The organism is Rhodococcus sp. Q1, assembly GCF_004153645.1.
GTDB lineage: Bacteria > Actinomycetota > Actinomycetes > Mycobacteriales > Mycobacteriaceae > Rhodococcus > Rhodococcus gordoniae.
In genome coordinates, this window is record NZ_SDMJ01000002.1 from 244,557 (window position 1) to 267,985 (window position 23,429).

The window sequence follows — 23,429 nt, forward strand, 5'->3', positions numbered from 1 at the left end:
CGCGGTAACGAGCACTGCCCGGCCCTCTTTCATCCCGAGGACGTCACTACCCGATTCGTCCGGGTCCACTCCGGAAGAAGCAGGTCAGGACACCGCTACCCGGAGAGGCCGGCCGGAACGGACCGTCCGATTCGCCGGATTGCTTCTCTCGCAGGCCGATCGGTCTGTTTTCGGGGGCTTCGTCCGATTCTCGCGACGGCAGAAAAAGGGTGTGATCCTCGTCTCGTGAGGGTTCGGGAGCCCGCCCGGTGGGTTGTCGGTGTCGCTTCCTAGGCTCGCCGCATGACCTCGCCGCAACCATCGGCCCTCGGCGTGCAACTGGGTTTCGACGAGCTCGACACACCCCTGCGCGACACCACCTTCGTCGTCGTCGACCTCGAGACGACCGGCGGGAAGGCAGCCGAGGACGCCATCACCGAGATCGGTGCGGTGAAGATCCGTGCCGGCGAGGTGCTCGGCGAGTTCGCGACCCTCGTCGATCCCGGGCGTCCCATTCCTCCGTACATCGTGCAACTCACCGGCATCACCACTGCGATGGTCTACGCGGCCCCCAGGATCGAGGAGGTGCTGCCCGCCTTCCTCGAGTTCGCGTCCGGATCGGTGCTCGTCGCGCACAACGCCGGTTTCGACGTCGGATTTCTCCAGGCGGCTGCCGCCCGGTGCCGGCTGGCATGGCCCCGCTTCCAGGTGCTGTGCACCGTCAAGCTGGCCCGTCGCGTCCTCGGGCGCGACGAGGCGCCGTCGGTGAAGCTCTCCGCGCTGGCCGAGCTGTTCAGGGTCTCCACCGTGCCCACCCACCGCGCGCTCGACGACGCACGGGCCACCGTGGACGTGCTGCACGCCCTCATCGAACGAGTCGGCAACCAGGGGGTCCACAGCCTCACCGAGTTGCGCGACTACATGCCGGTGGTCACCGCCGAGCAACGGGCCAAACGCGCACTCGCCGCACACCTTCCACGCAAGCCCGGTGTCTACATGTTCCGGGGGCCGTCCGACGAGGTGTTGTACGTCGGCACGGCGGTCGACCTGCACCGTCGCGTCCGTACCTATTTCACGGGCTCCGAGACGCGGCCGCGGCTGCGGGAGATGGTCGCGCTCACCACTCGCATCGATCATGTCGAATGCGCCCACGGGCTCGAGGCCGGCGTCCGCGAACTGCGGCTGATCGCCGCACACACCCCTCCGTACAACCGCCGGTCGAAGTATCCGATGCGCGGCTGGTGGATCATCCTCACCGACGAGGCGTTTCCGCGCCTCGCTGTGAGCCGCACTCCCGGACCCGACGCGATCGGCCCGTTCTCGGTACGCGCCGACGCCGCGGACGTCGCGGCGCTGCTCGCGCAGATGTGTGGTCTGCGCACGTGCACACGCAGGATCGGCCGCACGGCCCGTCACGGCGACCGTTGCCCGCCCGTCGCCGTCGGGGGTTGCGCAGCGGCGCGCTTCGGGGTCCAGGACGCCTCCGCCTATGCAACCCAGGTCGAGGGCGTGCGCGCGGTCGTCCGCGGCCTCGCCGACGATGCCGTCGAGGCGGTGCACGAGCACCTCGACACCCTCGTACGCGACCAGCTGTTCGAGAATGCCGCCCGGCTGCGCGACCGGCTCGCCGCCGCCCTCGTCGCGCTGCGGCGCACCCAACGCCTGGCTTCGCTGGCGGCCGTCGACGAACTCGTCGCCGCGCGTCCGCGCGCCGAGGGCGGGTGGGAGTTCGCGGTGATCCGCGCAGGCCGGCTCGCGTCCGCCGGCGTGGCGCCGCGCGGCGTGCGTCCGATGCCCGTCGTGGAGGCGATCGTCGCCGGTGCCGAGACGGTGCGGCCGTCACCGGGACCGCTGCGCGGCGCGTCCCCGGAGGAGATCGGTCTGGTCGCGCGATGGCTCGACGGTGAGGGCACCCGCATCGTCCGTGCGAGCCGGGGCTGGTGCGAGCCGACCCGAGGTGCGGGCCGATGGAGTGCGTGGGCCGAACTCGCGCGTGAGGCCCGCGCGGTCCGCAGGCTCCTCTCCGCGGACTCGTCCCACCGCTTAGGCTGATGCAATCCCCGAGGAAGGTTGAAGGAGACCCCCATGATCAACGCGATCGTCCTGATCGATGCCGAGGCGAACCGTATCCCCGAGACCGCGCAAGCGGTCGCCGACCTCGACGGCGTCGACACGGTGTACTCCTGCGCGGGCGACGTCGACCTCGTGGCGGTGGTCCGCGTCCGCGACCACGAGAAGATCGCGGATGTCGTCACCCGGGGCATCAACAAGATCGACGGCGTGACGAAGACCGTCACCCACATCGCCTTCCAGTCGTATTCGAGCGCCGACGTCGAGGCCGGCTTCTCGATCGGGAACTGACACCCCGCAGCACCACCGACGACCGACGGGCCCGCACCGATGCAGTGCGGGCCCGTCGTTCGTGTGTCCTTACTCTTCTCCGGTCATTTCTGTCCGGCACCCAGCCGCGTGGTGACCTCGGCCCACTGCTCCAGGACGGCCGTGGCCCGGCCGCTGTCGATCGCCTCTGCCGCCGTCTCGAGCCCGGCCGTGAGGGCATCCTCGAGAACGCCGTCGACGCCCCGGAAGGCTGCGATCGCCCCGGCCGCGTTGAGAAGCACGGCCTCACGTACAGGGCCCTTCTCCCCCGCCAGGACGGCCCGCGCGATCGCCGCGTTCTCCGTGGCGTCGCCGCCACGGAGCGCCTCGAGCGGAACCCGGTCGATACCGAGATCGCGCGGATCGAGTGTCACGACCCGGACCTTCCCGCCGTGGACGATGTGCACGCGCGAGGTCGTGGAGGTGGTCAGTTCGTCGAGTCCGTCGTCGCCTCGCACGACGAGCGCCGAGTTGCCGCGCTGCGCGAGCACGCCTGCGACGGTCGGGACGAGCGGTTCGAACGCGCACCCGATCAGACCGGCACCCGGCCGGGCCGGATTGGTGAGTGGACCGAGGACGTTGAAGACCGTCGGGATGCCGATCTGCTTGCGCGGTGCGGCCGCGAACCGCAGTGCCGGGTGGTAGACGGGCGCGAAGCAGAATCCGATTCCGGCCTCGGCGACCGAATGAGCCACCTCGTCGGGCCCCAGGTCGATGTGCACGCCGAGAGCCTCGAGCACGTCGGCGCCTCCGCTCTTGGAGGAGGCGGCACGGTTGCCGTGCTTGACGACCCGGATGCCCGCCGCGGCCACGACGAGCGAGGCCATCGTCGAGATGTTGACGGTGTTCGCGCGGTCGCCACCGGTGCCCACGATGTCGACGACGTCGCTGTCGACCGGAACCAGCCGGGCGTAGTCGAGCATCGTGTCGGCGAGTGCCCGCACCTCGTCGGGGGTCTCGCCCTTCATCTTCAGCGCGACACCGAATGCCGCGATCTGGGCGGGCGTGGCGTTGTCGGAGAAGATCTCGCTCATCGCCCATCGCGCCTCGTCGGCCGACAGGTTCCGTCCGGCGGTGAGCGCTCCCAGCACGGAGGGCCAGTTCCGGGTCACCTCGTCCGCGTCTCGCGTCGCGTTCATCGCACCTGCCCTCGCCGCATCTCGCTCCTCACCGGGCACCGGCGTGCCCTCTTCCGACCGGTCAGCTTAGCCAGCGGAATCCTGCGGTTGCAGGGCGTCCCACCCCAGGGCCGTTCCGCCGAGCCGCTGCGCGAGCGAGGCCATGCGCGACTTCTCCTGCGCACAGTGCAGGGCGTCGAGGATCTGGACGCGCTGCAGAATCACGGAAGCACCGCCCACGGCCGTGGGCGGGACGTCCCCGTCACCGGTCCCGGCCACGATGTAGCCGTCCTGGCCGGCCAGCTCCGCGGCCCGGTCCACCGCGTCCGCGGGCAACGCCAGGTGATGCCGGAGAACGGCCTCGTCCTCGGACCGCCACGACGGGCTCGTCCCGGCCCCGCGATCCAGCGCCGTGGAACAGGCTTCGGCGTCGTCGAAGGACGAGACGACCACGACAAGGTCGGCACGGTTCGCGTCGAGCGGCTCGGCGCTCCGCCCCACCAGGGAGCGCAGCCATCCCCGAAGACCCTTTCCGGTACTCATGCACTCACGATCCCACGTGACCTTCCCGACCCTCGGAATTGCTCCGTGCGGCACCCTCCGGAGTGCCTGTCACCGCGCGCCCACCTGGTGAAATTCAGGTTCGAGACCTGCACTGACGCGCCGATTTCGGCCCCGATTGCCCAAGACGTACTACGACGGGTCATACTAGCCAGCGTGACGAGCGCAGTAGGGACTTCAGGATCTGCAATCACACAGCGCGTGCACTCGTTGAACCGGCCCAACCTGGTCAGCGTCGGCACCATCGTGTGGTTGTCCAGTGAGCTCATGTTTTTCGCAGGGCTCTTCGCCATGTACTTCGTGGCCCGGGCACAGGCCCCGGAGGGCATGTGGCCGCCCCCGCCCACCCACTTGAACCTGTGGTTGGCGGTACCGATCACCGCGGTGCTGATCGCTTCCTCCTTCACCTGCCAGTTGGGCGTCTTCGCCGCCGAGCGCGGCGATGTCTTCGGCCTGCGACGGTGGTACATCGTCACCCTCGCCATGGGCACCTTCTTCGTGCTCGGCCAGGGCTACGAGTACATCACCCTGGTGAAGGACGGCACGACCATCCCGGGCAGCGTGTACGGCTCGGTGTTCTACATGACCACCGGCTTCCACGGCCTGCACGTCATCGGCGGCCTGATCGCATTCGTGTTCCTGTTGTTCCGCACGAAGGTCAGCAAGTTCACGCCTGCACAGGCCACTGCAGCCATCGTCGTTTCGTATTACTGGCACTTCGTCGACATCGTTTGGATCGCGCTGTTTGCCACGATTTATTTCATCCGTTAGCCAGCTGAACGCCCAGGCAGCCCCCTGACGTCCAGTCCGTCCCGACATAAAAAAAGGGATACAGATGAGTTCATCCCCACCTCTCGCCTCCGAGGGTGACATGCCCGGTCGATCCTCTGCAGCCGATGCTGCGAAGTCCCGCCGCCAGCGCAAGATGCGCCGGCGCGTCACCGGAGCGTTGGTCCTCGCGCTCGGTCTCCTCAGCGCAGGCTTCATCGCCTCCGCGCTGACGCCTGCCCCGCAGGTGGCCACGGCGCAGGACGACCGGAGCGCTCTGATCCGCGAGGGTCAGCAGCTCTACGAGACCTCCTGCGTGACCTGCCACGGCGTCAACCTCCAGGGTGTCCAGGACCGCGGTCCCACCCTCATCGGTGTCGGCGAGGCCGCCGTCTACTTCCAGGTGTCCTCGGGCCGCATGCCGATGATGCGCAACGAGGCCCAGGCCCTGCGCAAGGATCCGAAGTTCGACGCCGCGCAGACCGACGCGCTCGGCGCGTACATCCAGGCCAACGGCGGAGGCCCGACGGTCATCCGCGACGAGAACGGCGAGATCGCCCAGTCGTCGCTGCGCGGCAACGACATCGGACGCGGTTCGGAGCTCTTCCGCCAGAACTGCGCGTCGTGCCACAACTTCACCGGACGCGGCGGCGCGCTGTCGTCCGGCAAGTTCGCACCGAACCTGGATCCGGCCAGCGAGCAGCAGATCTACACCGCGATGCTCACCGGCCCCCAGAACATGCCGAAGTTCTCCGACCGTCAGCTGACGGTCGAGGAGAAGCAGGACATCATCGCGTACATCAAGTCCGCCAGTGAGACGAGGGACCCGGGTGGCTACGGGCTCGGCGGCTTCGGCCCCGGTGCCGAAGGGCCGACCATGTGGGTCGTCGGCATCGTCGCCGTCGTCGGCGCTGCGCTGTGGATCGGAGCAAGGTCATGAGTGGCGGCGAAACGCCGAACAAGCACACGGTCGACGATCTCGACCGGATGAGCCGGGACGACCTCGTCACGCTCGGCACCAACCTCGACGGCGTCGACGTCGCGTTCCGCAAGGACCGGTGGCCCGTCGAGGGCACCCGCGCCGAGAAGCGGGCCGAGCGCAACGTCGCCTTCTGGTTCGCCCTCGCAGGCATCTCGGGTCTCGCGTTCATCGCGATCTACCTGTTCTGGCCGTGGGAGTACCAGGGCATCGGCGAAAAGAACTACGGCTGGTACAGCCTCTACACCCCGATGCTCGGCCTGACCCTCGGTCTGTCGATCCTCGGTATCGGTGTCGGCGCGGTGCAGTTCACCAAGAAGTTCATCCCCGAAGAGGTGTCGATCCAGGATCGGCACGACGGCGGATCCTCCGAGGTCGATCGCAAGACGATCGTCGCCGAGCTCTCCGATTCGCTCGACACGTCGACCCTGCCGCGTCGCAAGCTGATCAAGCGCACTGCCATCTTCGGTGGCGGCGCGCTCGGCCTGGGCCTGATCATGCCGCTCGGCGGCCTGATCAAGAACCCGTGGGCCGAGGGCGACGAGTCGTCGCTGTGGGTGTCGGGCTGGACCCCGCGCTACCCCGGCGAGACGATCTACCTGCGTCGTGACACCGGCCGTCCCCAGGACATCGTCCTCGTGCGCCCGGAGGACCTCGACGCCGGCGGCATGGAGACGGTCTTCCCGTTCCGCGAGTCCGATCGAGGAGACGATCACGCCCTGCTGCAGAGCCTGCGCGGCATCCGCAACGCCGTCATGCTCATCCGTCTGCGCACCGAGGACACCGAGCGTGTCGTCAAGCGCAAGGGCCAGGAGAGCTTCAACTACGGCGACTACTTCGCGTACTCGAAGATCTGCACGCACCTCGGCTGCCCGACCTCGCTCTACGAGCAGCAGACGCACCGCATCCTGTGCCCGTGCCATCAGTCGCAGTTCGATGCACTGGAGTACGGCAAGCCGATTTTCGGTCCCGCTGCTCGCGCACTGCCGCAGCTTCCGATTACAGTGAACGAAGAGGGCTTCCTGGTCGCCAACGGCGACTTCATCGAGGCACTCGGTCCGGCATTCTGGGAGCGTCGCCCGTGAGTACTGCAACCCCGTCCCGCGCCGCACAGATCGGCGAGAATCTCGATTCTCGCTACCATCTGTCCGCCGGCATCCGCCGCCAGATCAACAAGGTGTTCCCCACCCACTGGTCCTTCCTCCTGGGTGAGATCGCGCTCTACAGCTTCATCATCCTGTTGATCTCCGGTGTCTTCCTGACCCTGTTCTTCGATCCGTCGATGGCGCACGTCGTCTACGACGGTGTCTACACGCCGCTGCGCGGTGTGGGTATGTCCCGTGCCTACGAGACGACCCTGAACCTCTCCTTCGAGGTCCGCGGTGGTCTGTTCGTGCGACAGATCCACCACTGGGCAGCCCTGATGTTCGCCGCGTCGATCGTCGTCCACCTGCTCCGCGTGTTCTTCACCGGTGCATTCCGGCGCCCGCGCGAAGCCAACTGGGTGATCGGCTCCCTGCTGCTCATCCTGGCGATGTTCGAGGGCTTCTTCGGCTACTCGCTTCCCGACGACCTGCTCTCCGGTACCGGCCTCCGCGCCGCGTTCTCCGGCATCACGCTGTCGATCCCGATCATCGGCTCGTGGATGCACTGGGCGATCTTCGGTGGCGACTTCCCGGGTGAGCTGATCATCCCGCGCTTCTACGTGCTGCACGTGCTGCTCGTCCCGGGCATCATCCTGGCCCTGATCGCCGCGCACCTCGCGCTGGTCTGGTACCAGAAGCACACGCAGTTCCCCGGCCCCGGCCGCACGGAGCAGAACGTCGTGGGTGTTCGTATCCTCCCGGTCTTCGCCGTCAAGTCGGGTGCGTTCTTCGCGATGACCTTCGCGGTCCTCGCCCTGATGTCCGGCCTGCTGCAGATCAACCCGGTCTGGAACATCGGCCCGTACAACCCGTCGCAGGTCTCCGCCGGGTCCCAGCCCGACATCTACATGATGTGGACGGACGGCATGGCGCGTATCTGGCCGGCCTGGGAGCTGTACCTGTTCAACCGGTACACGATCCCGCAGCCGTTCTGGATCGCGTTGATCATGGGCCTCGTGTTCGTCGTTCTCACGGTCTACCCGTGGATCGAGAAGAAGTTCACGAAGGACGACGCGCACCACAACCTGCTGCAGCGTCCGCGCGACGTGCCGGTCCGTACCGGGCTCGGGTTCATGGCCCTGGCGTTCTACGCCGTCGCCACGATCATGTGCGTCAACGACATCATCGCGTACAAGTTCGACATCTCGATCAACGCGACGACCTGGATGGGCCGTATCGGTCTCGTCCTGCTCCCGCCGCTCGCCTACTACATCGCGTACCGGTTCTGCCTGGGTCTGCAGCGCAGCGACCGCCAGGTGCTCGAGCACGGCATCGAGACGGGCATCGTCCGTCGACTGCCGACCGGCGAGTACATCGAGATCCACCAGCCGCTCGGCCCGGTGGACGAGCACGGCCACCCGGTCCCGCTCGAGTACCAGGGTGCCGCGATCCCGAAGCGTATGAACCGCCTCGGCAGTGCCGGCAAGCCCGGTGCCGGCAGCTGGTGGAGCCCCGACCCGGCCGACGAAGCGGCCGCGCTCGAGGCCGCCCACCACGAGGCAGAGCTCGAGCTCCGCAACACGCTCCGCGAGTACCAGGAGCGCGTGCACGGAAACGGCGACGGCGCAGCCCAGCTGCCCGACAAGTCGCACTGATCCGCACCAGCGGCTCGTAACCCGACGGGGCCCCGGACCTTCACGGTCCGGGGCCCCGCTCGTCGTTCCGGAACATTCGGAGGCGGAGGCGGTTCTCCCCTCCCCCGCCGGATATCGTCCGGGACGTACGTCTTGACCTTGACACTGTGACAAGCGCTCGAATGGGTCGGCGAAGGAGGTGCCTTCCATGAGCACACATCACGACCCGTTCGTTCGCGTCCCGGCCGGCGCCCTGGCCGCCGAGGACGCCACCGTACGACTGCGCGCAGCACTCGAGCTGGGCACCGCGGCCGATCCTCGTACCGTGACGGCGCTCGTCGAGCGGTGTGCGGTGGAGCCGGACTTCTTCGTCCGCGACATGCTGACCTGGGCACTGTGCCGCCTGCCCGTCGAGGTGACCGTGCCGCGACTGCTCGCCGAACTCCGGTCGGACACCACGCAGGCGCGCAGCCAGGCCCTGCACACCTTGTCGAAGATCGGCGACCCGGTTGCGTGGCCGGCAGTGGCGCGCATGGTCCAGGACGAGCACGACGAGGTGGCTCGCGGCGCATGGCGGGCAGCAGTCGCACTCGTCCCGCCAGGGGCGGAAAGCGGCCTCGCTGCCGCTCTCGGCGCCCAACTGGGCCGAGGCGACCACGACCTGCAGCTCAGCCTCGGCCGCGCTCTCGCGGCGCTCGACGAGGCTGCCGTGCCGGTGCTGGCCACGGCGATGGGCAGTCCCGATCCTCGTGTCCGCGCCCACGCCGAGGCCACCGAGCGGATCCGTGTGGATCCCGACAGTGCGTTCGTCCTCTCGCTGGAGACCGCGAAGCGGGTCGCCGCGCTCGGCGCGGACGGGATCCGGGAATGACACGATGCTGATCGGTGAGGTCTCGCGAAGGTCCGGCGTCAGCAGCCGCATGCTGCGCCACTACGACCGCTTGGGCCTCGTGACTCCGACGGGCCGCACGTCGGGCGGTTACCGCGAGTACACCGAGGACGACCTCCGGACGCTGTTCCACGTGGAGAGTCTCCGAAGCCTCGGTCTGTCGCTGAACGAGGTCGGACGCGCGTTGCGAGAACCGGACTTCGCTCCCGCCGAGTTGATGCAGGAGCTGATCCGGCACACGCGGCAGCGGATTGCCGCCGAGACAGAGTTGCTCGCCCGTCTCGACGATGTCGACTCGGCCTCCCCTACAGGGTGGGACGACGTCCTGCGTCTCGTCGCCTTGCTCCGCGCGTTCGAATCCGACTCCGGATCCCGCCGGCAGCAAGCGATCCTCTCCCAGAGCCAGGACGCGACATTGCCCGTCGCCTCGCTGGTCGAAGCGGTCCTGTCGGAGGAGGACCCGTTCGTCGCGGGGGCGTTGCGCTGGTCGCTCGCCCGAGCCGCGGACGCGGTGGAGACTGCACTTCCCGGATTGGCGACGGGGCTGCGGTCGGACGAGGCAGCAGTGCGGCGCCGGGCGATCGCAGCCCTGGCGGAGCTCCGTGTTCCCGAGTCCACGACGCTGCTCGAGGAGGCTCTCGGCGACGATGATGCGAAGGCCCGCGCCATGGTGGCTCTGACGCTCGGGGCGCGGGGTGTGGACGCGGCCGTCCCCGTCCTCGTGGACATGATCGTGGAGGGCCGGTCGGACGTCGAGGCCGCCGAAGTGCTGGGCCGGCTCGCGGATCGGCCGGCCCTCTCCGCGGAGATCGTGCGTTCCGTGCAGCAGGGGCTCGACGGGGCGGACGACGCTCGGGTACGCCTGCGCCTGACGCAGGCACTCGCGGAGATCCCGGGCTCGGCTGCCCGCGACGCTCTCGTGGTCCTGACCACCGACCCGGATCGGACCGTCGCGGCGACCGCGAGTGTCATCCTCGCCACCCGCTGACCGCCGTCGGGCCCACCGGCCGCCAGGACCCGGAAATGTGACAGCTCCCGGAAACGCCACGGGCGCCGCACCCGAAGGTGCGGCGCCCGTGTGCGTCGAGAGAGTCGGCTCAGTGCTTCTCGGGTCCGAGATGGTACTCGAACACCAGTCCGGCGGCTGCGGCGATGATCAGTGCGACTGCGAGGACGATCATCCACGGCTGGTAGAAGGCCAGCGCGATGGCGGCGAAAGCTGCCGCACCGGCGAGCAGGATCGGCCAGTAGCTACCCGCACTGAAGAAACCGAGGTCGCCCGCACCGTCGCTGATCTCCGCGTCCTCGTAGTCCTCGGGACGGGTGTCGAGACGACGTGCGACGAAACGGAAGTAGGTTCCGACGATCAGGGTCAGTCCGGCGGAGAGGACGATGGCCGTCAGGCCGGCCCATTCGATGCCCTTGTCCGACAGCCCGGTGAACGTGCCGTACACGATGGCGACGAGCACGAAGAACACCGTCACGACCTCGAAGAGCTTGGCTTCGATCTTCATATCAGCACTTGTCCTTGTCGGTGGAGGTGGCCGTCACTCGCCTGCGGCGACGGTCGCCGACCGGTCCGTGCGGTCGGTCTTGAACGGAGTCGTCGAGGTAGCGATCGGGCTCTGGCCGATGGCTTCGAGCGCACGAGCGTTCGACAGGCCTTCGCCGCCGTCCTCGACCGGCTTGCGGAGCTCGATGTACCGGGCGAAGTCCTCCGGGCTGACCGCGCGGACCTCGAAGTTCATCATCGCGTGGTAGGTGCCGCACATCTCGGCGCAGCGGCCGACGAACGAGCCCTCACGATCGATCTCGGAGATCTGGAAGACCGGATCGGAGTTGTTCTCGATCGGGTTCGGGTTCACGTCACGCTTGAACAGGAACTCCGGCACCCAGAAGGAATGGATGACGTCGGAGGACGCCAGCTGGAACTCGATGCGCTTGCCGGTGGGAAGAACGAGCACCGGAATCTCTTCGCTGGTGCCGATCGTCTCGATCTTGTCGTAGTGCAGGTAGGACAGATCCTCCGTGGGCTTGCCGTGGATCGGGCCCGGAGCCTCGTGCTCCCCACCCGATTCACCGTGCGCGGTGGACGGGTCGAACGGCTCCTGTGCGACCGCCTCCTCGGCGACCTCGTCGATGCCGTTGTAGGGGGCCGTGCCGTCCTGCAGATCGATCGTCCGGTAACCGAACTTCCAGTTCCACTGGAACGCCGTCACGTCGACGACGACGTTCGGGTTGTCCTCCTTCTCCAGGACGTAGTTCTGGACCACGACCGTGAAGTAGAAGAGCACACACACGGCGACGAACGGCGCCGCGGTGTAAGCCAGTTCCAGAGGCACGTTGTATGCCGTCTGACGCGGGAACTCCGGGTCGTCCTTCCGACGCCGGTAGGCGATGATCACCCAGAAGGTGAGTGCCCACACGAGAATTCCCATGACGAGGGCGGCGACAACCGACCACGTCCACAGTTCACGCATACGCTCGGCCTGAGGAGTGATGCCCTCCGGCCAGCCGAAACGAAGGATTTCTTCGCTCGAGCACCCGGTCAGCACCAAGGCTGCAATGCCGAGTGATGCTGCGAGCCCGAACCGCCGAAGGATCCGACCTTGCGCCACGTTCACGCCTTCCTGATCGCCGCAATTCCACTAGGGCACACCCGGAGGGCCGGCCCAATTACTACGCAGCGTAGACCAAACCCGGGCGCTATCCATCGCCGGGGCACGAAGAAAGTGTCGGGGTGGGCGTTTCGACCGCAAGACCCGGCTCGTGACGTCGGTTTTCTCTTGTGGGCCGGCCGGTCGTCGGTGGCAACCGGGCGCGGCTGCCCGGCATCGGCCGTCTGCGGCATACTTCGATAGAACCAACGCCGGACCCCGAGTGGTAGTTCCCGGTGTCATGCGCGGTGAGGTGTCTCGCGCTGGGCACCCACCGGGGTTCATCGCGACACCCCGACCGGAATGAGGTAACCCACGCGTGTGCGGATTGCTCGGGTTTCTGACCACTGAGGGCACCAGCGACGAGGCCGTCGCGAAGGTGGACGCCGCGATGCACTGTCTGCGCCATCGCGGCCCGGACGAGCACGGCACCTGGCACGACGCCGACCTCGTCTTCGGATTCAACCGCCTGTCGATCATCGACATCGCGCACTCGCACCAGCCGCTGCGCTGGGGCCCGCCGGAGCAGCCGGACCGCTACGCGCTGACCTTCAACGGTGAGATCTACAACTATCTCGAACTGCGCAAGGAGCTCACCGAGACGTTCGGTACCTCCTTCGCGACCGAAGGCGACAGCGAGACGATCGTCGCGGCCTACCACCACTGGGGTGTTCGCGCGGTCCAGCGCCTGCGGGGCATGTTCGCCTTCGCGATCTGGGACACGCACACCCGCGAGTTGTTCGTCGCCCGCGATCCGTTCGGCATCAAGCCGCTGTTCCTCGCGACCGGCACCGGCGGCACCGCCTTCGGCAGCGAGAAGAAGAGCCTGCTCGAACTCGCCGACGTGATCGGCATCGACACCGAGCTCGATCCCCGGGCGATCGAGCACTACACGGTGCTGCAGTACGTTCCCGAGCCCGAGACGCTGCACCGGCGGATCCGCCGCCTGGAGTCGGGCTGCTACGCGCGCCTCACACCCGGCGCCGAACCGGAGATCACGCGGTACTTCCACTCGACCTTCCCGGTCCGGCCGTTCGCCGCCGGCCGGGAGCAGGATCGCTACCGTGAGATCGCCGAGGCCCTCGAGGACTCGGTCGCCAAGCACATGCGCGCCGACGTCACCGTCGGGTCGTTCCTCTCGGGCGGCATCGACTCCACGGCCATCGCCGCGCTGGCGATGCGCCACAACCCGAAACTCATCACCTTCACCGCGGGTTTCGAGCGGGAGGGCTACTCCGAGGTCGACGTCGCGGCCGAATCGGCCGCCGCGATCGGCGCCCGGCACGTGGTGCGGGTCGTCTCCCCCAGTGAGTTCGCCGCGGCGATCCCGGAGATCATCTGGTATCTCGACGACCCGGTGGCCGACCCCGCGCTCGTCCCGCTGTGGTTCATCGCCCGCGAAGCCCGCAAGCACGTCAAGGTCGTGTTGTCCGGTGAGGGCGCCGACGAGCTGTTCGGCGGCTACACCATCTACCGCGAGCCGCTGTCGCTGCGGCCGTTCGAGTTCCTCCCGCCCGCGCTGCGCCGGGCTGCCGGGCAGCTGTCGGAGCGGATTCCGGAGGGCACCCGCGGCAAGAGCCTGCTGCACCGCGGCTCGATGACGCTCGAGGAGCGCTACTACGGCAACGCCCGCAGCTTCAACGACGCGCAGCTGCGGGCGGTGCTGCGCGAGTTCCGTCCCGAGTGGACCCACCAGGACGTCACGGCGCCGATCTACGCGCAGTCGAGCGGCTGGGATCCGGTGGCCCGGATGCAGCATCTCGATCTGTTCACCTGGCTGCGCGGCGACATCCTCGTCAAGGCCGACAAGATGACGATGGCCAACTCGCTCGAGCTGCGTGTGCCGTTCCTGGACTCCGAGGTGTTCCGGGTGGCCTCGCAGGTGCCGTTGGAACAGAAGATCACGACGGGGCGAGCGAAGCGACGGGGGCTCGCAGAGCACACGACGAAGTACGCGTTGAGGCAGGCATTGGAGGGCATCGTCCCGCCGCATGTGCTGCACCGCGCGAAGCTGGGCTTCCCGGTGCCCCTGCGGCACTGGCTCGCCGGCACGGAGCTGTTCGACTGGGCGCACGAGGTGATCGCCGAGTCGCAGACCGACTATCTGCTCGACAAGGCTGCCGTCGCGAAGATGCTCGACGAGCACCGGACCGGCCCGATCGATCACAGTCGACGCCTCTGGACGGTGCTGTGTTTCATGGTCTGGCACGGGATCTTCGTGGAGAAGCGCATCGTGCCGCAGATCCAGGAACCGGCCTACCCGGTCGAGATCTGACGGTCACGACGAGACACGGCCGCGAGCTCCCTCACCGGGGCTCGCGGCCGTTCGTCGTTCCGGTCCGCTGTCAGGCGCCGAGAACCGCACCGATCTCGTCGGCGGCGGCGGTGCCGTAGGCGTCGGTGAGACGCTTGAGAGCGTCGGTGCGGTCGAAGGTCCATTCCTGGGTGCCGGTGGTCTCGAGGACGTGGACCGCGACCAGCGAGCCGAGCTGCGCGGCGCGTTCGATGCTCAGGCCGGAGCGGTGGCCGAGCAGGAAGCCGGCGCGGAAGGCGTCGCCGACACCGGTGGGGTCGACCTTGGCGCGTTCGGGCACCACACCGACCTGCACCGTGTTGCCGTCGCGGTCGACGATCTTCGCACCGTCGCCGCCGAGGGTGGTGATGCGCATCCCCACTTTCGCCTGCACCTCGTCCTCGGTGAGCCCGGTCTTCTGCAGTAGCAGTCCCCACTCGTACTCGTTGGTGAACAGGTACTCGGCGCCGTCGATGAGCTGTTCGGTCTCCTGGCCGTTCAGGCGGGCGAGCTGCTGGGACGGGTCGGCGACGAACGGAATCCCGAGCCGGCGGCACTCCTCGGTGTGCCGGATCATCGCGTCGGGATCGTTGGCACCGACGAGCACCAGGTCGACGCCGTGCTTCTCCACCACGTCCGCGATCGAGATCTCACGGGCCTCGGACATGGCGCCGGGATAGAACGAGGCGATCTGCGCCATATCCAGGTCGGTGGTGCACACGAAGCGCGCGGTGTGAGCGGTGTGCGAGATCCGCACGGACGAGCAGTCGACTCCGTGGTTCTCGAGCCACGTGCGGTACTCGGTGAAGTCGGCACCGACGGCGCCGACGAGCACCGGCGTTCCGCCGAGGACGCCCATCGCGAACGCGATGTTGCCTCCCACTCCGCCGCGCCGGACGACGAGGTCGTCGACGAGGAAGCTCAGGGAGATGTGCGCAAGCTGGTCGGCGAGCAGCTGCTCGGCGAACCGGCCGGGGAAACGCATGAGGTGGTCGGTGGCGATGGAACCGGTCACGGCGATGGTCACGTGGCTGAGCCTTTCCGCGGATGTCGGGTGGTGTGGCTGCTCACACGGAGAGCCGTAGCGGTCCCACGGTACTACCGCGGACACGACGGAACCCCGGCGCCGTGAAGCGCCGGGGTTCCGAAGTGCGTCCTCAGTTGAACGAGTCGCCGCAGGCGCACGACCCCGTGGCGTTCGGGTTGTCGATGGTGAAGCCCTGCTTCTCGATGGTGTCGACGAAGTCGATCGACGCACCCTCGACGTACGGCGCACTCATCCGGTCGACGGCGAGCGTCACACCGGCGAATTCCTTGGTGAGGTCTCCGTCCAGCGTGCGATCGTCGAAGAACAGCTGGTACCGCAGACCGGCACAGCCTCCGGGCTGCACGGCGATACGCAGAGCGAGGTCGTCGCGGCCCTCCTGATCGAGCAGTGCCTTCGCCTTCGCAGCGGCGGCCTCGGTCAGGATGACGCCGTGAGTATCGGTCTCTTGCTGCACAGTCATGGGCGCTCCCTGTCGTTCGTGTCGAAACCCGATGGTTCAACGGTACCGCGCCGGAATCTATTCCTCGTGGACGAGTTGCGCCGAGCGTGGTATGGCACGCGGATTTTCCGCTTCTCTCCACTATCCCATAGCCTGGTGGTGTGAAGTTGCTACGCCGCGGTGGTTCCGACGACTCCGCCGATCACCAGGTTCCTGCGACCGAGGACTCCCCGGCCGCGACTCCCGACGACTCCGCGGCCGCGAAAGCGACCGCCGGCAAAGGGCGCCCGACGCCCAAACGGCGCGACGCCGAGAGCCGCCGTCGCGGTCCCGTCGCTCCCGCTCCCCTGACCGCGAAGGAAGCACGCGAGCGGCGTAAGGCCGCGCGCAAGTCGCAGAGCAAGGACGAGCGCAAGGCGGCCGCAGCGCAGCGCCGCGCCGATGCCTCCGAGCGCCGCAACCGGATGCTTGCGGGCGAGGAGAAGTTCCTGCTCCCCCGCGACCGCGGCCCGGTGCGCGCCTACGTGCGCGATCTCGTCGACAGCCGGCGCAATCTCGTCGGACTGTTCATGCCGCTCGCGCTCGTGCTGATCATGTCGATGTTCCTCGGCCCGGTGGTGCAGCAGTACGTCACCCTCGCGATGTTCGTGATGATGCTGCTGATGGTCATCGAGGGGATCTACCTCGGGCGCATGGTCAACAAGAAGGTGCGCGAGCGCTTCCCGGATTCGACGGACGGCGGCTTCGGGCTCGGCTGGTACGCCTTCGTACGTGCCTCCCAGATCAAGAAACTGCGTGCGCCGCTCCCCCGGGTCGGTCCGGGCGACGCCGTCTGACGTGGTGCACCGTTCGGTTGTGAGGCGCTCCGCACGCGCCCGGCGGTAGCCACCGGATCTCGGCCGCGGCCTGCATGTCCTGCGACATGCGGTGCCGCGGCCGAGTCGTCTCCGCGACGAAGGCCACCCGGAAGTGGCAGCAATGACGCATATCGTCGAATTCCTGCCGGTGAGGGTCGATTGATAGCGTTCTGGCGTGAAGATCCGTCCGAGAGGTGACCTGTGACCAGCGGTTCCGATTCCCCCGCCGACGTCGAGTTCCCGCGCGTCGACCTGCCCGATCTCGAAGCACGCGTCGCCGCCGAGGAGCGTCAGCGGGATCTGACGAAACCCGCCGGGTCTCTCGGACGACTCGAGGATCTCGGGTGCTGGGTCGCGGCCTGTCAGGGCGAGGTCCCGCCTCACCCCTTCCGCCGACCGCGGGTCGTGGTCTTCGCCGCCGACCACGGTGTCGCGCGCCACGGGGTCTCGGCCTATCCACCGGAGGTCACCGCGCAGATGGTCGCGAACCTGTCCGGGGGTGGCGCCGCCGTGAACGTGCTCGCCGCAGCCGCCGGGGCAGGCGTGCGGGTCGTCGACATGGCGGTCGAGAGCGACACCTCCCCCGAGGTGTCCGCGTTCAAGATCCGGCGCTCGAGCGGCAGCATCGACCGCGAGGACGCGCTGACCCACGACGAGACCGTCCGCGCGATCGAAGCCGGCCGCACGCTCGCCGACCGCGAGGTCGACGAGGGTGCCGATCTGCTCGTCGCGGGTGATATGGGGATCGGGAACACCACTCCCGCAACCGTTCTCATCGCCACTCTCACCTCCACCGAACCCGTGGCCGCGGTCGGCCGCGGCACCGGCGTCGACGACGCGGGGTGGATGCGCAAGGTCACCGCGATCCGCGACGCCATGTGGCGCGCCCGGCCGCACGTACGCAATCCCGTCGCGTTGCTCCGCGTCGCCGGGGGCGCGGACTTCGCCGCGATGGCGGGATTCCTCGCGCAGGCCGCGGTCCGCCGGACGCCGGTGATCCTCGACGGCGTCGTCGTCACCGCCGCCGCGATGGTCGCCGAGGAACTCGCACCCGGCGCGGCACGCTGGTGGGTGTCCGGTCACCGGTCGGCCGAGCCCGCGCACGACATCGCGCTGCGACACCTCCGCCTCGAACCGATCGTCGATCTCGGTATGCGTCTCGGTGAAGGGTCGGGTGCCGTGACGGCACTTCCGGTTCTGCAGGGTGCGGTCGCAATTCTCTCGCAGATGGCGACCTTCTCCGAAGCGGGCGTGAGCACCCGTGACGAGATCACCCCGGCGGCCACCGACTGATGGTCCGCGCCTGGCCGGCCGGGGTCGCGCTGGCCCTGTCGTGGTTGACGGTCCTGCCCGCACGGGGTCCCGCCGAGATCGATCGGACGGTCGCCGGACGCGCCATCTCTGCGGCGCCGATCGCCGGTGCCCTTCTCGCTGCCGCGGCCGCGACCGTGTGCGGGCTCGGCTCGGCCGTCGGTGCGCCACCCCTGGTGACGGGCCTGTTGTGCGTCGGTGCGCTCGCGGTCGGTACCCGCGGGATGCACGTCGACGGCCTGAGCGACACCGCCGACGGTCTCGGTTGTTACGGCCCGCCCGAGCGGGCGCGCGAGGTGATGCACAGCGGCGGCGCCGGTCCGTTCGGCGTCGTGGCACTCGTCGTCGTCCTCGGTCTGCAGGCCGCTTCGTTCGGTGCGCTCGCCGACACGCACGCGTGGTGGGCGGTCGCCTTCGCGGTCTTCACCGGACGTGTCGCGGTGGTCGTCGCATGCCGACGCGGGGTGCCCGCCGCGCCCGGCAGCGGCTTCGGCGCGCTCGTGTCGGGCACCCAGGGTGTCGTGCCGGTCGCACTGTGGCCGCTGTCGGCCGTGGTGCTGTCGGTCGTGTGCCTGCCCGGTCCGGTCTGGGCCGGGCCGCTCGTGGTGATGGTGGTGGTGCTGGTCGCGGCGGTGGTCTTCGCCCGGCACTGCGTCGCGCGCTTCGGGGGCATGAACGGGGACGTGCTCGGCGCGGTCTCCGAGGGCACGGTCGCCGCCGTGGCGGTGGCGGCGGCGAGCCTGCTGTAGATCGCATTCCCTCCGGAAACGACGCAAGGGTGCTGCCGGAGTCCGGCAGCACCCTTGCGATGGTGGCTACGTCACTTGCGCAGTGTCGTCATCCATCCGTGAGTGTCGGCGAAGGTGCCGCGCTGGATGCCCGTCAGGGTGTCGCGCAGGGCCATCGTGATCGGGCCGGGCTCGCCGTCGGCGATGGTGAACTCGCCGTCCTTGTCCTTGACGCTGCCGACCGGCGTGATGACCGCCGCGGTACCGCACGCGAACACCTCGGTGATCTCACCGCTCGCGGCCTTCTCGCGCCATTCGTCGGTGCTGATGCGCCGCTCCTCCACCGCGAGACCGGAGTCCTTGGCGAGGGTGAGCAACGAGTCGCGGGTGATGCCGGGGAGCAGCGAGCCGGACAGCTCCGGGGTGACCAGGCGCGCGTCGGCGCCGGACCCGTACACGAAGTACAGGTTCATGCCGCCCATCTCCTCGACGTACTTGCGCTCGATGGCATCGAGCCAGACCACCTGGTCACAGCCCTGTTCGGCCGCGTGCGCCTGCGCGACGAGCGACGCCGCATAGTTGCCGGCGAACTTCGCGGCGCCGGTGCCGCCCGGTGAGGCACGCACGTACTCACGGGAGAGCCACACGTTGACCGGCTTCACGCCACGCGGAAAATAGGCACCCGCCGGGGACGCGATGACGAGGAACGTGTACTCCTTCGCGGGCCGCACGCCGAGAGCCGGCTCGGTCGCGAAGGCGAAGGGACGCAAGTAGAGGGAATCCTCGCCGCCCGCGGCCGGAACCCACTCGTTGTCGACCTCCACCAGCTCGGTGATCGCCTGCACGAACAGCTCCGGCGGCAGGTACGGCATCGCGAGCCGCTCCGCGGACCGGTTCATGCGCGCGGCATTGGCGGTCACGCGGAACGACGCGATGCTGCCGTCGGCCTGCCGGTAGGCCTTGAGACCCTCGAAGATCGCCTGCCCGTAGTGCAGGACCATCGCGGCCGGGTCCAGGGAGATCGGGGCGTACGGCTCGACTTTCGCGTCGTGCCAACCGATCCCGTCGGTGTAGGTGATCGACACCATGTGATCGGTGAAGTACTGCCCGAAACCGGGATTCGACAGAACCTCCTGGCGCCGCTCCGCAGAGCTCGGTGAAGGATGCTGGACGCGGGCGAATTCGAGGACACCTGTCATGGAGGACAATGGTACAACCGCCTGCAGAAGCCCTATCTGGTGTGGTCCTCGACGAACGGCGGAGCCACCACTTCGGCGCGCAGCGACCGTCCGCGCACGTCCACGCTCACTTCGTCGCCGGGTGCGAGTCCGGCGGCGGTGTCGAGGAGTGCGAGGGCGATGCCGATCTTGAGGGTCGGCGAGAAGGTTCCCGAGGTGGTCCGGCCGACCTCGGCACCGTCGCGCAGCACCGTCAGATCCTGACGCAGGACACCGCGGTCGAGCGCCCGCAGGCCCCACAGTGTCCGTGCCGGGCCTGCCTCCTTCTCGCCGAGCAGGGCGTCGCGGCCCCAGAACTGCGGCTTCTTCCAGCCCACGGCCCAGCCGACCCGCGCCTGGAGCGGGGAGATGTCCACGGACAGTTCGTGTCCGTGCAGCGCATAGCCCATCTCGGTGCGCAGGGTGTCGCGGGCACCGAGACCCGCGGCCTGCCCGCCCTGGGCACGGACGGCCTCGAGCAGGGCACGGAAGACGCGCTCGGCGTCGTCCCAGCGAGGCAGCACCTCGAAACCGCGCTCACCGGTGTATCCGCTGCGGCACACCCGCACCGGAGCACCCTCGTATCCGGCGTCGGCGAACCCCATGTAGGCGATGTCGGTGGGCAGTCCCAGCGCTTCGAGGACGTCGGCGGACCTCGGCCCCTGGACGGCGAACACCGCGTGGTCCCGATGCTGGTTCGTCACAGTGACGCCCGCGGGCACCGCCGCGGACAGCATCTCGACGACCGTGGCCGTATTGGCCGCGTTGGGAACGAGGAAGAGTTCGTCGTCGGAGACGTAGTAGACGATCAGGTCGTCGACCACACCGCCGCTCTCGGTGCAGCACAGCGTGTACTGCGCCTTGCCGGGAGCGATCCTGGAGAGGTCGTTGGTGAGGGTCGTGTTCAGGAACTCCGCGGCGCCCGGCCCGGCGACGAGCGCTTTGCCCAGGTGGCTGACGTCGAACAGGCCCACCGTCTCGCGCACGGCCGTGTGCTCGGCGACCGTCCCCGCGTAGGAGACGGGCATCTCCCAGCCGCCGAACGGAGCGAATGTCGCGCCGAGTTCGACGTGCACGGCGTGGATGGGCCCCTGCTTCAGTTCCTCGTCACTCATGGCGTACGACGCTATCCCACCGCCATCGTGTCCGACAGCGACGTCCGGCGTCGGTGTCATTAGGGTCGATGACATCGAGGCGATCCCCTCGCACCGAACGACGCCACACGCGAACGACTCGCTCGTTCCCGATCAGCTCCAAGGAGATGCCCTGTGAGTGCACCCACTCCCGATCTTCCCGAACTCGTTCTCGCCGGTTCGGTATCCGAGCGAGCCGATGTACTCGTGATCGGACTGACCTCCGCCGACGGCACCCCCGAGATCCTCGCGGGTGACGCACCGGTCGACGAGGCGGTTCTCGGTGAACTGCTCGACAACCTGGTCGCCGTGGGCGCGACGGGCCGCAGCGAAGAACTCACGCGGGTGCCGGCACCCGCGTCGCTGCCCGTGGCGAGCGTCCTCGCCGTCGGTCTCGGTGATGCCGACAAGATCGACGCCGAGCAGGTCCGCCGTTCCGCCGGTACCGCAGCACGCGTACTGACAGGTGTGGAGACGGTCGCGACCACGCTGTCCGCCGTCGACCTCGGTGCCGCGGCGGAAGGGTTCGCGCTCGGCGCCTACACCTACACCGAGTTCCGGTCGGAGAAGTCCGCGCCGAAGGAGGATGCCCGGCCGGTCGCGCGGGTGGAGCTGCTGGTGCCGTCGACCCGCGACCGCGACGCCAAGTCCGCCCTCACCCGCGCCACCGCGATCGCCGAGGCCGTCGCGACGGCCCGGAACTTCGTGAACACCCCGCCCAGCCATCTGTTCCCGGCCGAGTTCGCCGAGCGGGCGAAGGCCCTCGGCGAGGCCGCCGGGCTGAAGGTCGAGGTCCTCGACGAGAAGGCACTCGAGAAGAAGGGCTTCGGCGGCATCGTCGGCGTCGGCAAGGGATCGTCGCGTCCCCCGCGTCTCGTGCGCCTGTCCTACTCGTCGAAGAAGCGCAAGGCCCCGAAGGTCGCCCTCGTGGGCAAGGGCATCACCTTCGACACCGGCGGCATCTCCATCAAGCCCGCCGCCGGTATGGAGGCGATGACCTCCGACATGGCCGGTGCCGCCGCGGTGATCGCAACCGTCGTGCTCGCCGCGAAGCTCGGTGTCGCCGCCGATGTCACCGCCACCGTGCCGATGGCCGAGAACATGCCGTCGTCCACGGCGCAGCGGCCGGGCGACGTGCTGACCCAGTACGGCGGAACCACCGTCGAGGTCATCAATACCGATGCCGAGGGTCGCCTGATCCTCGCCGACGCCATCGTGCGCGCGTGCGAGGACGATCCCGACTACCTCGTCGACACCGCGACCCTCACCGGCGCCCAGATGGTCGCCCTCGGCACCCGGACCCCGGGCGTCATGGGTCACGACGAGTTCCGCGACCGCGTGGCCGCGCTGTCCCAGGAGGTCGGGGAGAACGGCTGGCCGATGCCCTTCCCGAAGGAACTGCGCGGCGATCTCGAGTCCCGTGTGGCCGACCTCGCGAACGTCTCCCCTCACCGGTGGGGAGGCATGCTCACGGCCGGCATCTTCCTGAAGGAGTTCGTCCCCGAGGGTGTGCAGTGGGCCCACATCGACGTCGCGGGCCCGGCGTTCAACACCGGTGGACCGTTCGGTTACGTCGGTAAGGGTGGCACCGGTGTGCCCGTGCGCACGATGCTCGCCGTGATCGAGGACGTCGCCGCCAACGGATGATCGCCCACACCGGTCCTCTTCCGGAGGTCTCACCCGAGGCAAGGGAGAGGACCGGTGTGATCGGCAACAGCCGAACCCCCGGTGTGAAGTGACCCGCCCCTCCCCGAACGTCACCGAAAGATAGGTGCAAGGATGGGTGTGGCCATGCCCCGCCGGTATCGGCCCGACCGAACACGTGAACCAGCAGGCACGGGGTCCCTGCCCCGCGCACAATGGTCAACGACCACACAATGGTCGGCGACCACGAGTCGGTACAACTCAACACACACGAACACAACCGTCGAGGAGTCAACAGACATGGCCTTCTCCGTCCAGATGCCAGCGCTTGGTGAGAGCGTCACCGAGGGAACTGTCACGCGATGGCTCAAGCAGGAAGGAGACACGGTCGAAGTCGACGAGCCCCTGCTCGAAGTCTCCACGGACAAGGTCGACACCGAGATCCCGTCGCCTGCCGCCGGCGTGCTGGTCAAGATCGTCGCCCAGGAGGACGACACGGTCGAGATCGGTGGCGAACTGGCCGTGATCGGTGACGCCGGCGAGGAAGCCGGCGACGGCTCCGCACCCGCCGCCGAAGAGGCACCGGCCGAGCAGGCTCCCTCGGAGGAACCCGGCGCCGAATCCGCTCCCGCGCAGCCCGCTTCCTCGGGTGGCAGCGGCGACGGCACCCCCGTCACCATGCCGGCACTGGGCGAGTCGGTCACCGAAGG

At 68.6% G+C, this 23,429-nt stretch carries 22 protein-coding genes; 14 read left to right on the top strand and 8 right to left on the bottom strand.

Going from position 1 to position 23,429, the window contains the following annotated elements; translation table 11 throughout:
• Positions 1-282: 282 nt before the first annotated feature.
• Positions 283-2,031 carry a DEDD exonuclease domain-containing protein gene (locus EQ874_RS05940; RefSeq protein WP_084421762.1) on the top strand — a complete coding sequence of 583 codons (1,749 nt, stop codon included), beginning with the start codon at positions 283-285 and terminating at the stop codon, positions 2,029-2,031.
• 33 nt (positions 2,032-2,064) lie between these two features.
• Complete coding sequence (locus EQ874_RS05945; protein ID WP_016693842.1) at positions 2,065-2,340, top strand: Lrp/AsnC ligand binding domain-containing protein; 276 nt, start codon at positions 2,065-2,067, stop codon at positions 2,338-2,340.
• Positions 2,341-2,423: 83 nt separating this feature from the next.
• Here the strand turns inward: EQ874_RS05945 and trpD are convergent, their stop codons facing one another.
• Together trpD and EQ874_RS05955 are read right to left on the bottom strand one after the other, a co-directional pair.
• Positions 2,424-3,497: an anthranilate phosphoribosyltransferase gene (gene trpD, locus EQ874_RS05950; protein WP_064064158.1), complete on the bottom strand. Its 1,074-nt coding sequence runs from the start codon at positions 3,495-3,497 to the stop codon at positions 2,424-2,426.
• A gap of 66 nt (positions 3,498-3,563) precedes the next feature.
• Entirely contained in the window at positions 3,564-4,019 is a 456-nt protein-coding gene (locus tag EQ874_RS05955) for a hypothetical protein (protein ID WP_129976231.1), read from the bottom strand.
• A gap of 174 nt (positions 4,020-4,193) precedes the next feature.
• Here EQ874_RS05955 and EQ874_RS05960 point away from each other — a divergent pair, with 174 nt between their 5' ends.
• From EQ874_RS05960 to EQ874_RS05985, 6 genes are all read left to right on the top strand, one after another.
• Positions 4,194-4,808: a heme-copper oxidase subunit III gene (locus EQ874_RS05960; protein ID WP_026003317.1), complete on the top strand. Its 615-nt coding sequence runs from the start codon at positions 4,194-4,196 to the stop codon at positions 4,806-4,808.
• Positions 4,809-4,908: 100 nt separating this feature from the next.
• On the top strand, positions 4,909-5,745 hold the full coding sequence (locus tag EQ874_RS05965) for a cytochrome c (protein ID WP_085996974.1): 837 nt from the start codon (positions 4,909-4,911) through the stop codon (positions 5,743-5,745).
• A complete protein-coding gene (locus tag EQ874_RS05970) occupies positions 5,742-6,869 on the top strand; it encodes a ubiquinol-cytochrome c reductase iron-sulfur subunit (protein ID WP_064064176.1) in 1,128 nt (375 codons plus the stop codon). Before EQ874_RS05965 ends, EQ874_RS05970 begins: the two co-directional genes overlap by 4 nt.
• Positions 6,866-8,524, top strand: a complete 1,659-nt coding sequence (locus tag EQ874_RS05975; protein ID WP_064064155.1) for a cytochrome bc complex cytochrome b subunit — start codon at positions 6,866-6,868, stop codon at positions 8,522-8,524. The genes EQ874_RS05970 and EQ874_RS05975 overlap by 4 nt, the downstream gene beginning before the upstream one ends.
• Before the next feature lie 187 nt (positions 8,525-8,711).
• Complete coding sequence (locus EQ874_RS05980; RefSeq protein WP_064064153.1) at positions 8,712-9,374, top strand: HEAT repeat domain-containing protein; 663 nt, start codon at positions 8,712-8,714, stop codon at positions 9,372-9,374.
• Positions 9,375-9,378: 4 nt separating this feature from the next.
• Positions 9,379-10,380: a MerR family transcriptional regulator gene (locus EQ874_RS05985; protein ID WP_129976233.1), complete on the top strand. Its 1,002-nt coding sequence runs from the start codon at positions 9,379-9,381 to the stop codon at positions 10,378-10,380.
• 109 nt (positions 10,381-10,489) lie between these two features.
• Here the strand turns inward: EQ874_RS05985 and EQ874_RS05990 are convergent, their stop codons facing one another.
• Entirely contained in the window at positions 10,490-10,906 is a 417-nt protein-coding gene (locus EQ874_RS05990) for a cytochrome c oxidase subunit 4 (protein ID WP_064064151.1), read from the bottom strand.
• Between the two features lie 33 nt (positions 10,907-10,939).
• Positions 10,940-12,016, bottom strand: a complete 1,077-nt coding sequence (locus EQ874_RS05995) for a cytochrome c oxidase subunit II (RefSeq protein WP_084421760.1) — start codon at positions 12,014-12,016, stop codon at positions 10,940-10,942.
• 352 nt (positions 12,017-12,368) lie between these two features.
• Here EQ874_RS05995 and asnB point away from each other — a divergent pair, with 352 nt between their 5' ends.
• Positions 12,369-14,324 carry an asparagine synthase (glutamine-hydrolyzing) gene (gene asnB, locus EQ874_RS06000; RefSeq protein WP_129976235.1) on the top strand — a complete coding sequence of 652 codons (1,956 nt, stop codon included), beginning with the start codon at positions 12,369-12,371 and terminating at the stop codon, positions 14,322-14,324.
• Positions 14,325-14,394: 70 nt separating this feature from the next.
• On the opposite strand, the gene EQ874_RS06005 is transcribed toward asnB, so the two are convergent.
• Together EQ874_RS06005 and EQ874_RS06010 are read right to left on the bottom strand one after the other, a co-directional pair.
• Entirely contained in the window at positions 14,395-15,369 is a 975-nt protein-coding gene (locus EQ874_RS06005) for a carbohydrate kinase family protein (RefSeq protein ID WP_129976237.1), read from the bottom strand.
• 130 nt (positions 15,370-15,499) lie between these two features.
• Entirely contained in the window at positions 15,500-15,850 is a 351-nt protein-coding gene (locus tag EQ874_RS06010; RefSeq protein WP_006554400.1) for an iron-sulfur cluster assembly accessory protein, read from the bottom strand.
• Positions 15,851-15,990: 140 nt separating this feature from the next.
• Between EQ874_RS06010 and EQ874_RS06015 the strand changes: the two genes are divergently transcribed.
• The 3 genes from EQ874_RS06015 to EQ874_RS06025 all read left to right on the top strand — a co-directional run bounded on the left by EQ874_RS06015 (position 15,991) and on the right by EQ874_RS06025 (position 18,746).
• Complete coding sequence (locus EQ874_RS06015) at positions 15,991-16,665, top strand: DUF3043 domain-containing protein (RefSeq protein ID WP_064064147.1); 675 nt, start codon at positions 15,991-15,993, stop codon at positions 16,663-16,665.
• Positions 16,666-16,887: 222 nt separating this feature from the next.
• Positions 16,888-17,979: a nicotinate-nucleotide--dimethylbenzimidazole phosphoribosyltransferase gene (gene cobT, locus EQ874_RS06020; RefSeq protein WP_129976239.1), complete on the top strand. Its 1,092-nt coding sequence runs from the start codon at positions 16,888-16,890 to the stop codon at positions 17,977-17,979.
• Positions 17,979-18,746, top strand: coding sequence for an adenosylcobinamide-GDP ribazoletransferase (locus tag EQ874_RS06025; RefSeq protein ID WP_129976241.1), 768 nt, complete (start codon positions 17,979-17,981; stop codon positions 18,744-18,746). The genes cobT and EQ874_RS06025 overlap by 1 nt, the downstream gene beginning before the upstream one ends.
• A gap of 71 nt (positions 18,747-18,817) precedes the next feature.
• Here the strand turns inward: EQ874_RS06025 and EQ874_RS06030 are convergent, their stop codons facing one another.
• Complete coding sequence (locus EQ874_RS06030) at positions 18,818-19,924, bottom strand: branched-chain amino acid aminotransferase (RefSeq protein WP_016934737.1); 1,107 nt, start codon at positions 19,922-19,924, stop codon at positions 18,818-18,820.
• A 32-nt stretch (positions 19,925-19,956) separates the two neighbouring features.
• Positions 19,957-21,057 carry a glycine cleavage system aminomethyltransferase GcvT gene (gene gcvT / locus EQ874_RS06035; protein ID WP_064064144.1) on the bottom strand — a complete coding sequence of 367 codons (1,101 nt, stop codon included), beginning with the start codon at positions 21,055-21,057 and terminating at the stop codon, positions 19,957-19,959.
• Positions 21,058-21,210: 153 nt separating this feature from the next.
• Here gcvT and EQ874_RS06040 point away from each other — a divergent pair, with 153 nt between their 5' ends.
• Together EQ874_RS06040 and EQ874_RS22870 are read left to right on the top strand one after the other, a co-directional pair.
• The gene (locus EQ874_RS06040) at positions 21,211-22,722 is read left to right on the top strand and encodes a leucyl aminopeptidase (RefSeq protein ID WP_064064143.1); all 1,512 of its coding nucleotides are present in this window, start codon (positions 21,211-21,213) and stop codon (positions 22,720-22,722) included.
• Between the two features lie 297 nt (positions 22,723-23,019).
• A partial coding sequence (locus tag EQ874_RS22870) for a biotin/lipoyl-containing protein (RefSeq protein WP_347400865.1) occupies positions 23,020-23,429 on the top strand: 410 nt, incomplete at its 3' end.

Bases quoted from the DNA above. Each gene is read 5' to 3' on its own strand.
- EQ874_RS05940 (WP_084421762.1), top strand. From the start codon at position 283: ATGACCTCGCCGCAACCATCGGCCCTCGGCGTGCAACTGGGTTTCGAC.
- EQ874_RS05970 (WP_064064176.1), top strand. From the start codon at position 5,742: ATGAGTGGCGGCGAAACGCCGAACAAGCACACGGTCGACGATCTCGAC.
- trpD (WP_064064158.1), bottom strand. From the start codon at position 3,497: ATGAACGCGACGCGAGACGCGGACGAGGTGACCCGGAACTGGCCCTCC.
- EQ874_RS05945 (WP_016693842.1), top strand. From the start codon at position 2,065: ATGATCAACGCGATCGTCCTGATCGATGCCGAGGCGAACCGTATCCCC.
- EQ874_RS05985 (WP_129976233.1), top strand. From the start codon at position 9,379: ATGCTGATCGGTGAGGTCTCGCGAAGGTCCGGCGTCAGCAGCCGCATG.
- EQ874_RS05980 (WP_064064153.1), top strand. From the start codon at position 8,712: ATGAGCACACATCACGACCCGTTCGTTCGCGTCCCGGCCGGCGCCCTG.
- gcvT (WP_064064144.1), bottom strand. From the start codon at position 21,057: ATGAGTGACGAGGAACTGAAGCAGGGGCCCATCCACGCCGTGCACGTC.
- EQ874_RS05990 (WP_064064151.1), bottom strand. From the start codon at position 10,906: ATGAAGATCGAAGCCAAGCTCTTCGAGGTCGTGACGGTGTTCTTCGTG.
- EQ874_RS06030 (WP_016934737.1), bottom strand. From the start codon at position 19,924: ATGACAGGTGTCCTCGAATTCGCCCGCGTCCAGCATCCTTCACCGAGC.
- EQ874_RS06025 (WP_129976241.1), top strand. From the start codon at position 17,979: ATGGTCCGCGCCTGGCCGGCCGGGGTCGCGCTGGCCCTGTCGTGGTTG.
- EQ874_RS05955 (WP_129976231.1), bottom strand. From the start codon at position 4,019: ATGAGTACCGGAAAGGGTCTTCGGGGATGGCTGCGCTCCCTGGTGGGG.
- EQ874_RS06010 (WP_006554400.1), bottom strand. From the start codon at position 15,850: ATGACTGTGCAGCAAGAGACCGATACTCACGGCGTCATCCTGACCGAG.
- EQ874_RS05965 (WP_085996974.1), top strand. From the start codon at position 4,909: ATGCCCGGTCGATCCTCTGCAGCCGATGCTGCGAAGTCCCGCCGCCAG.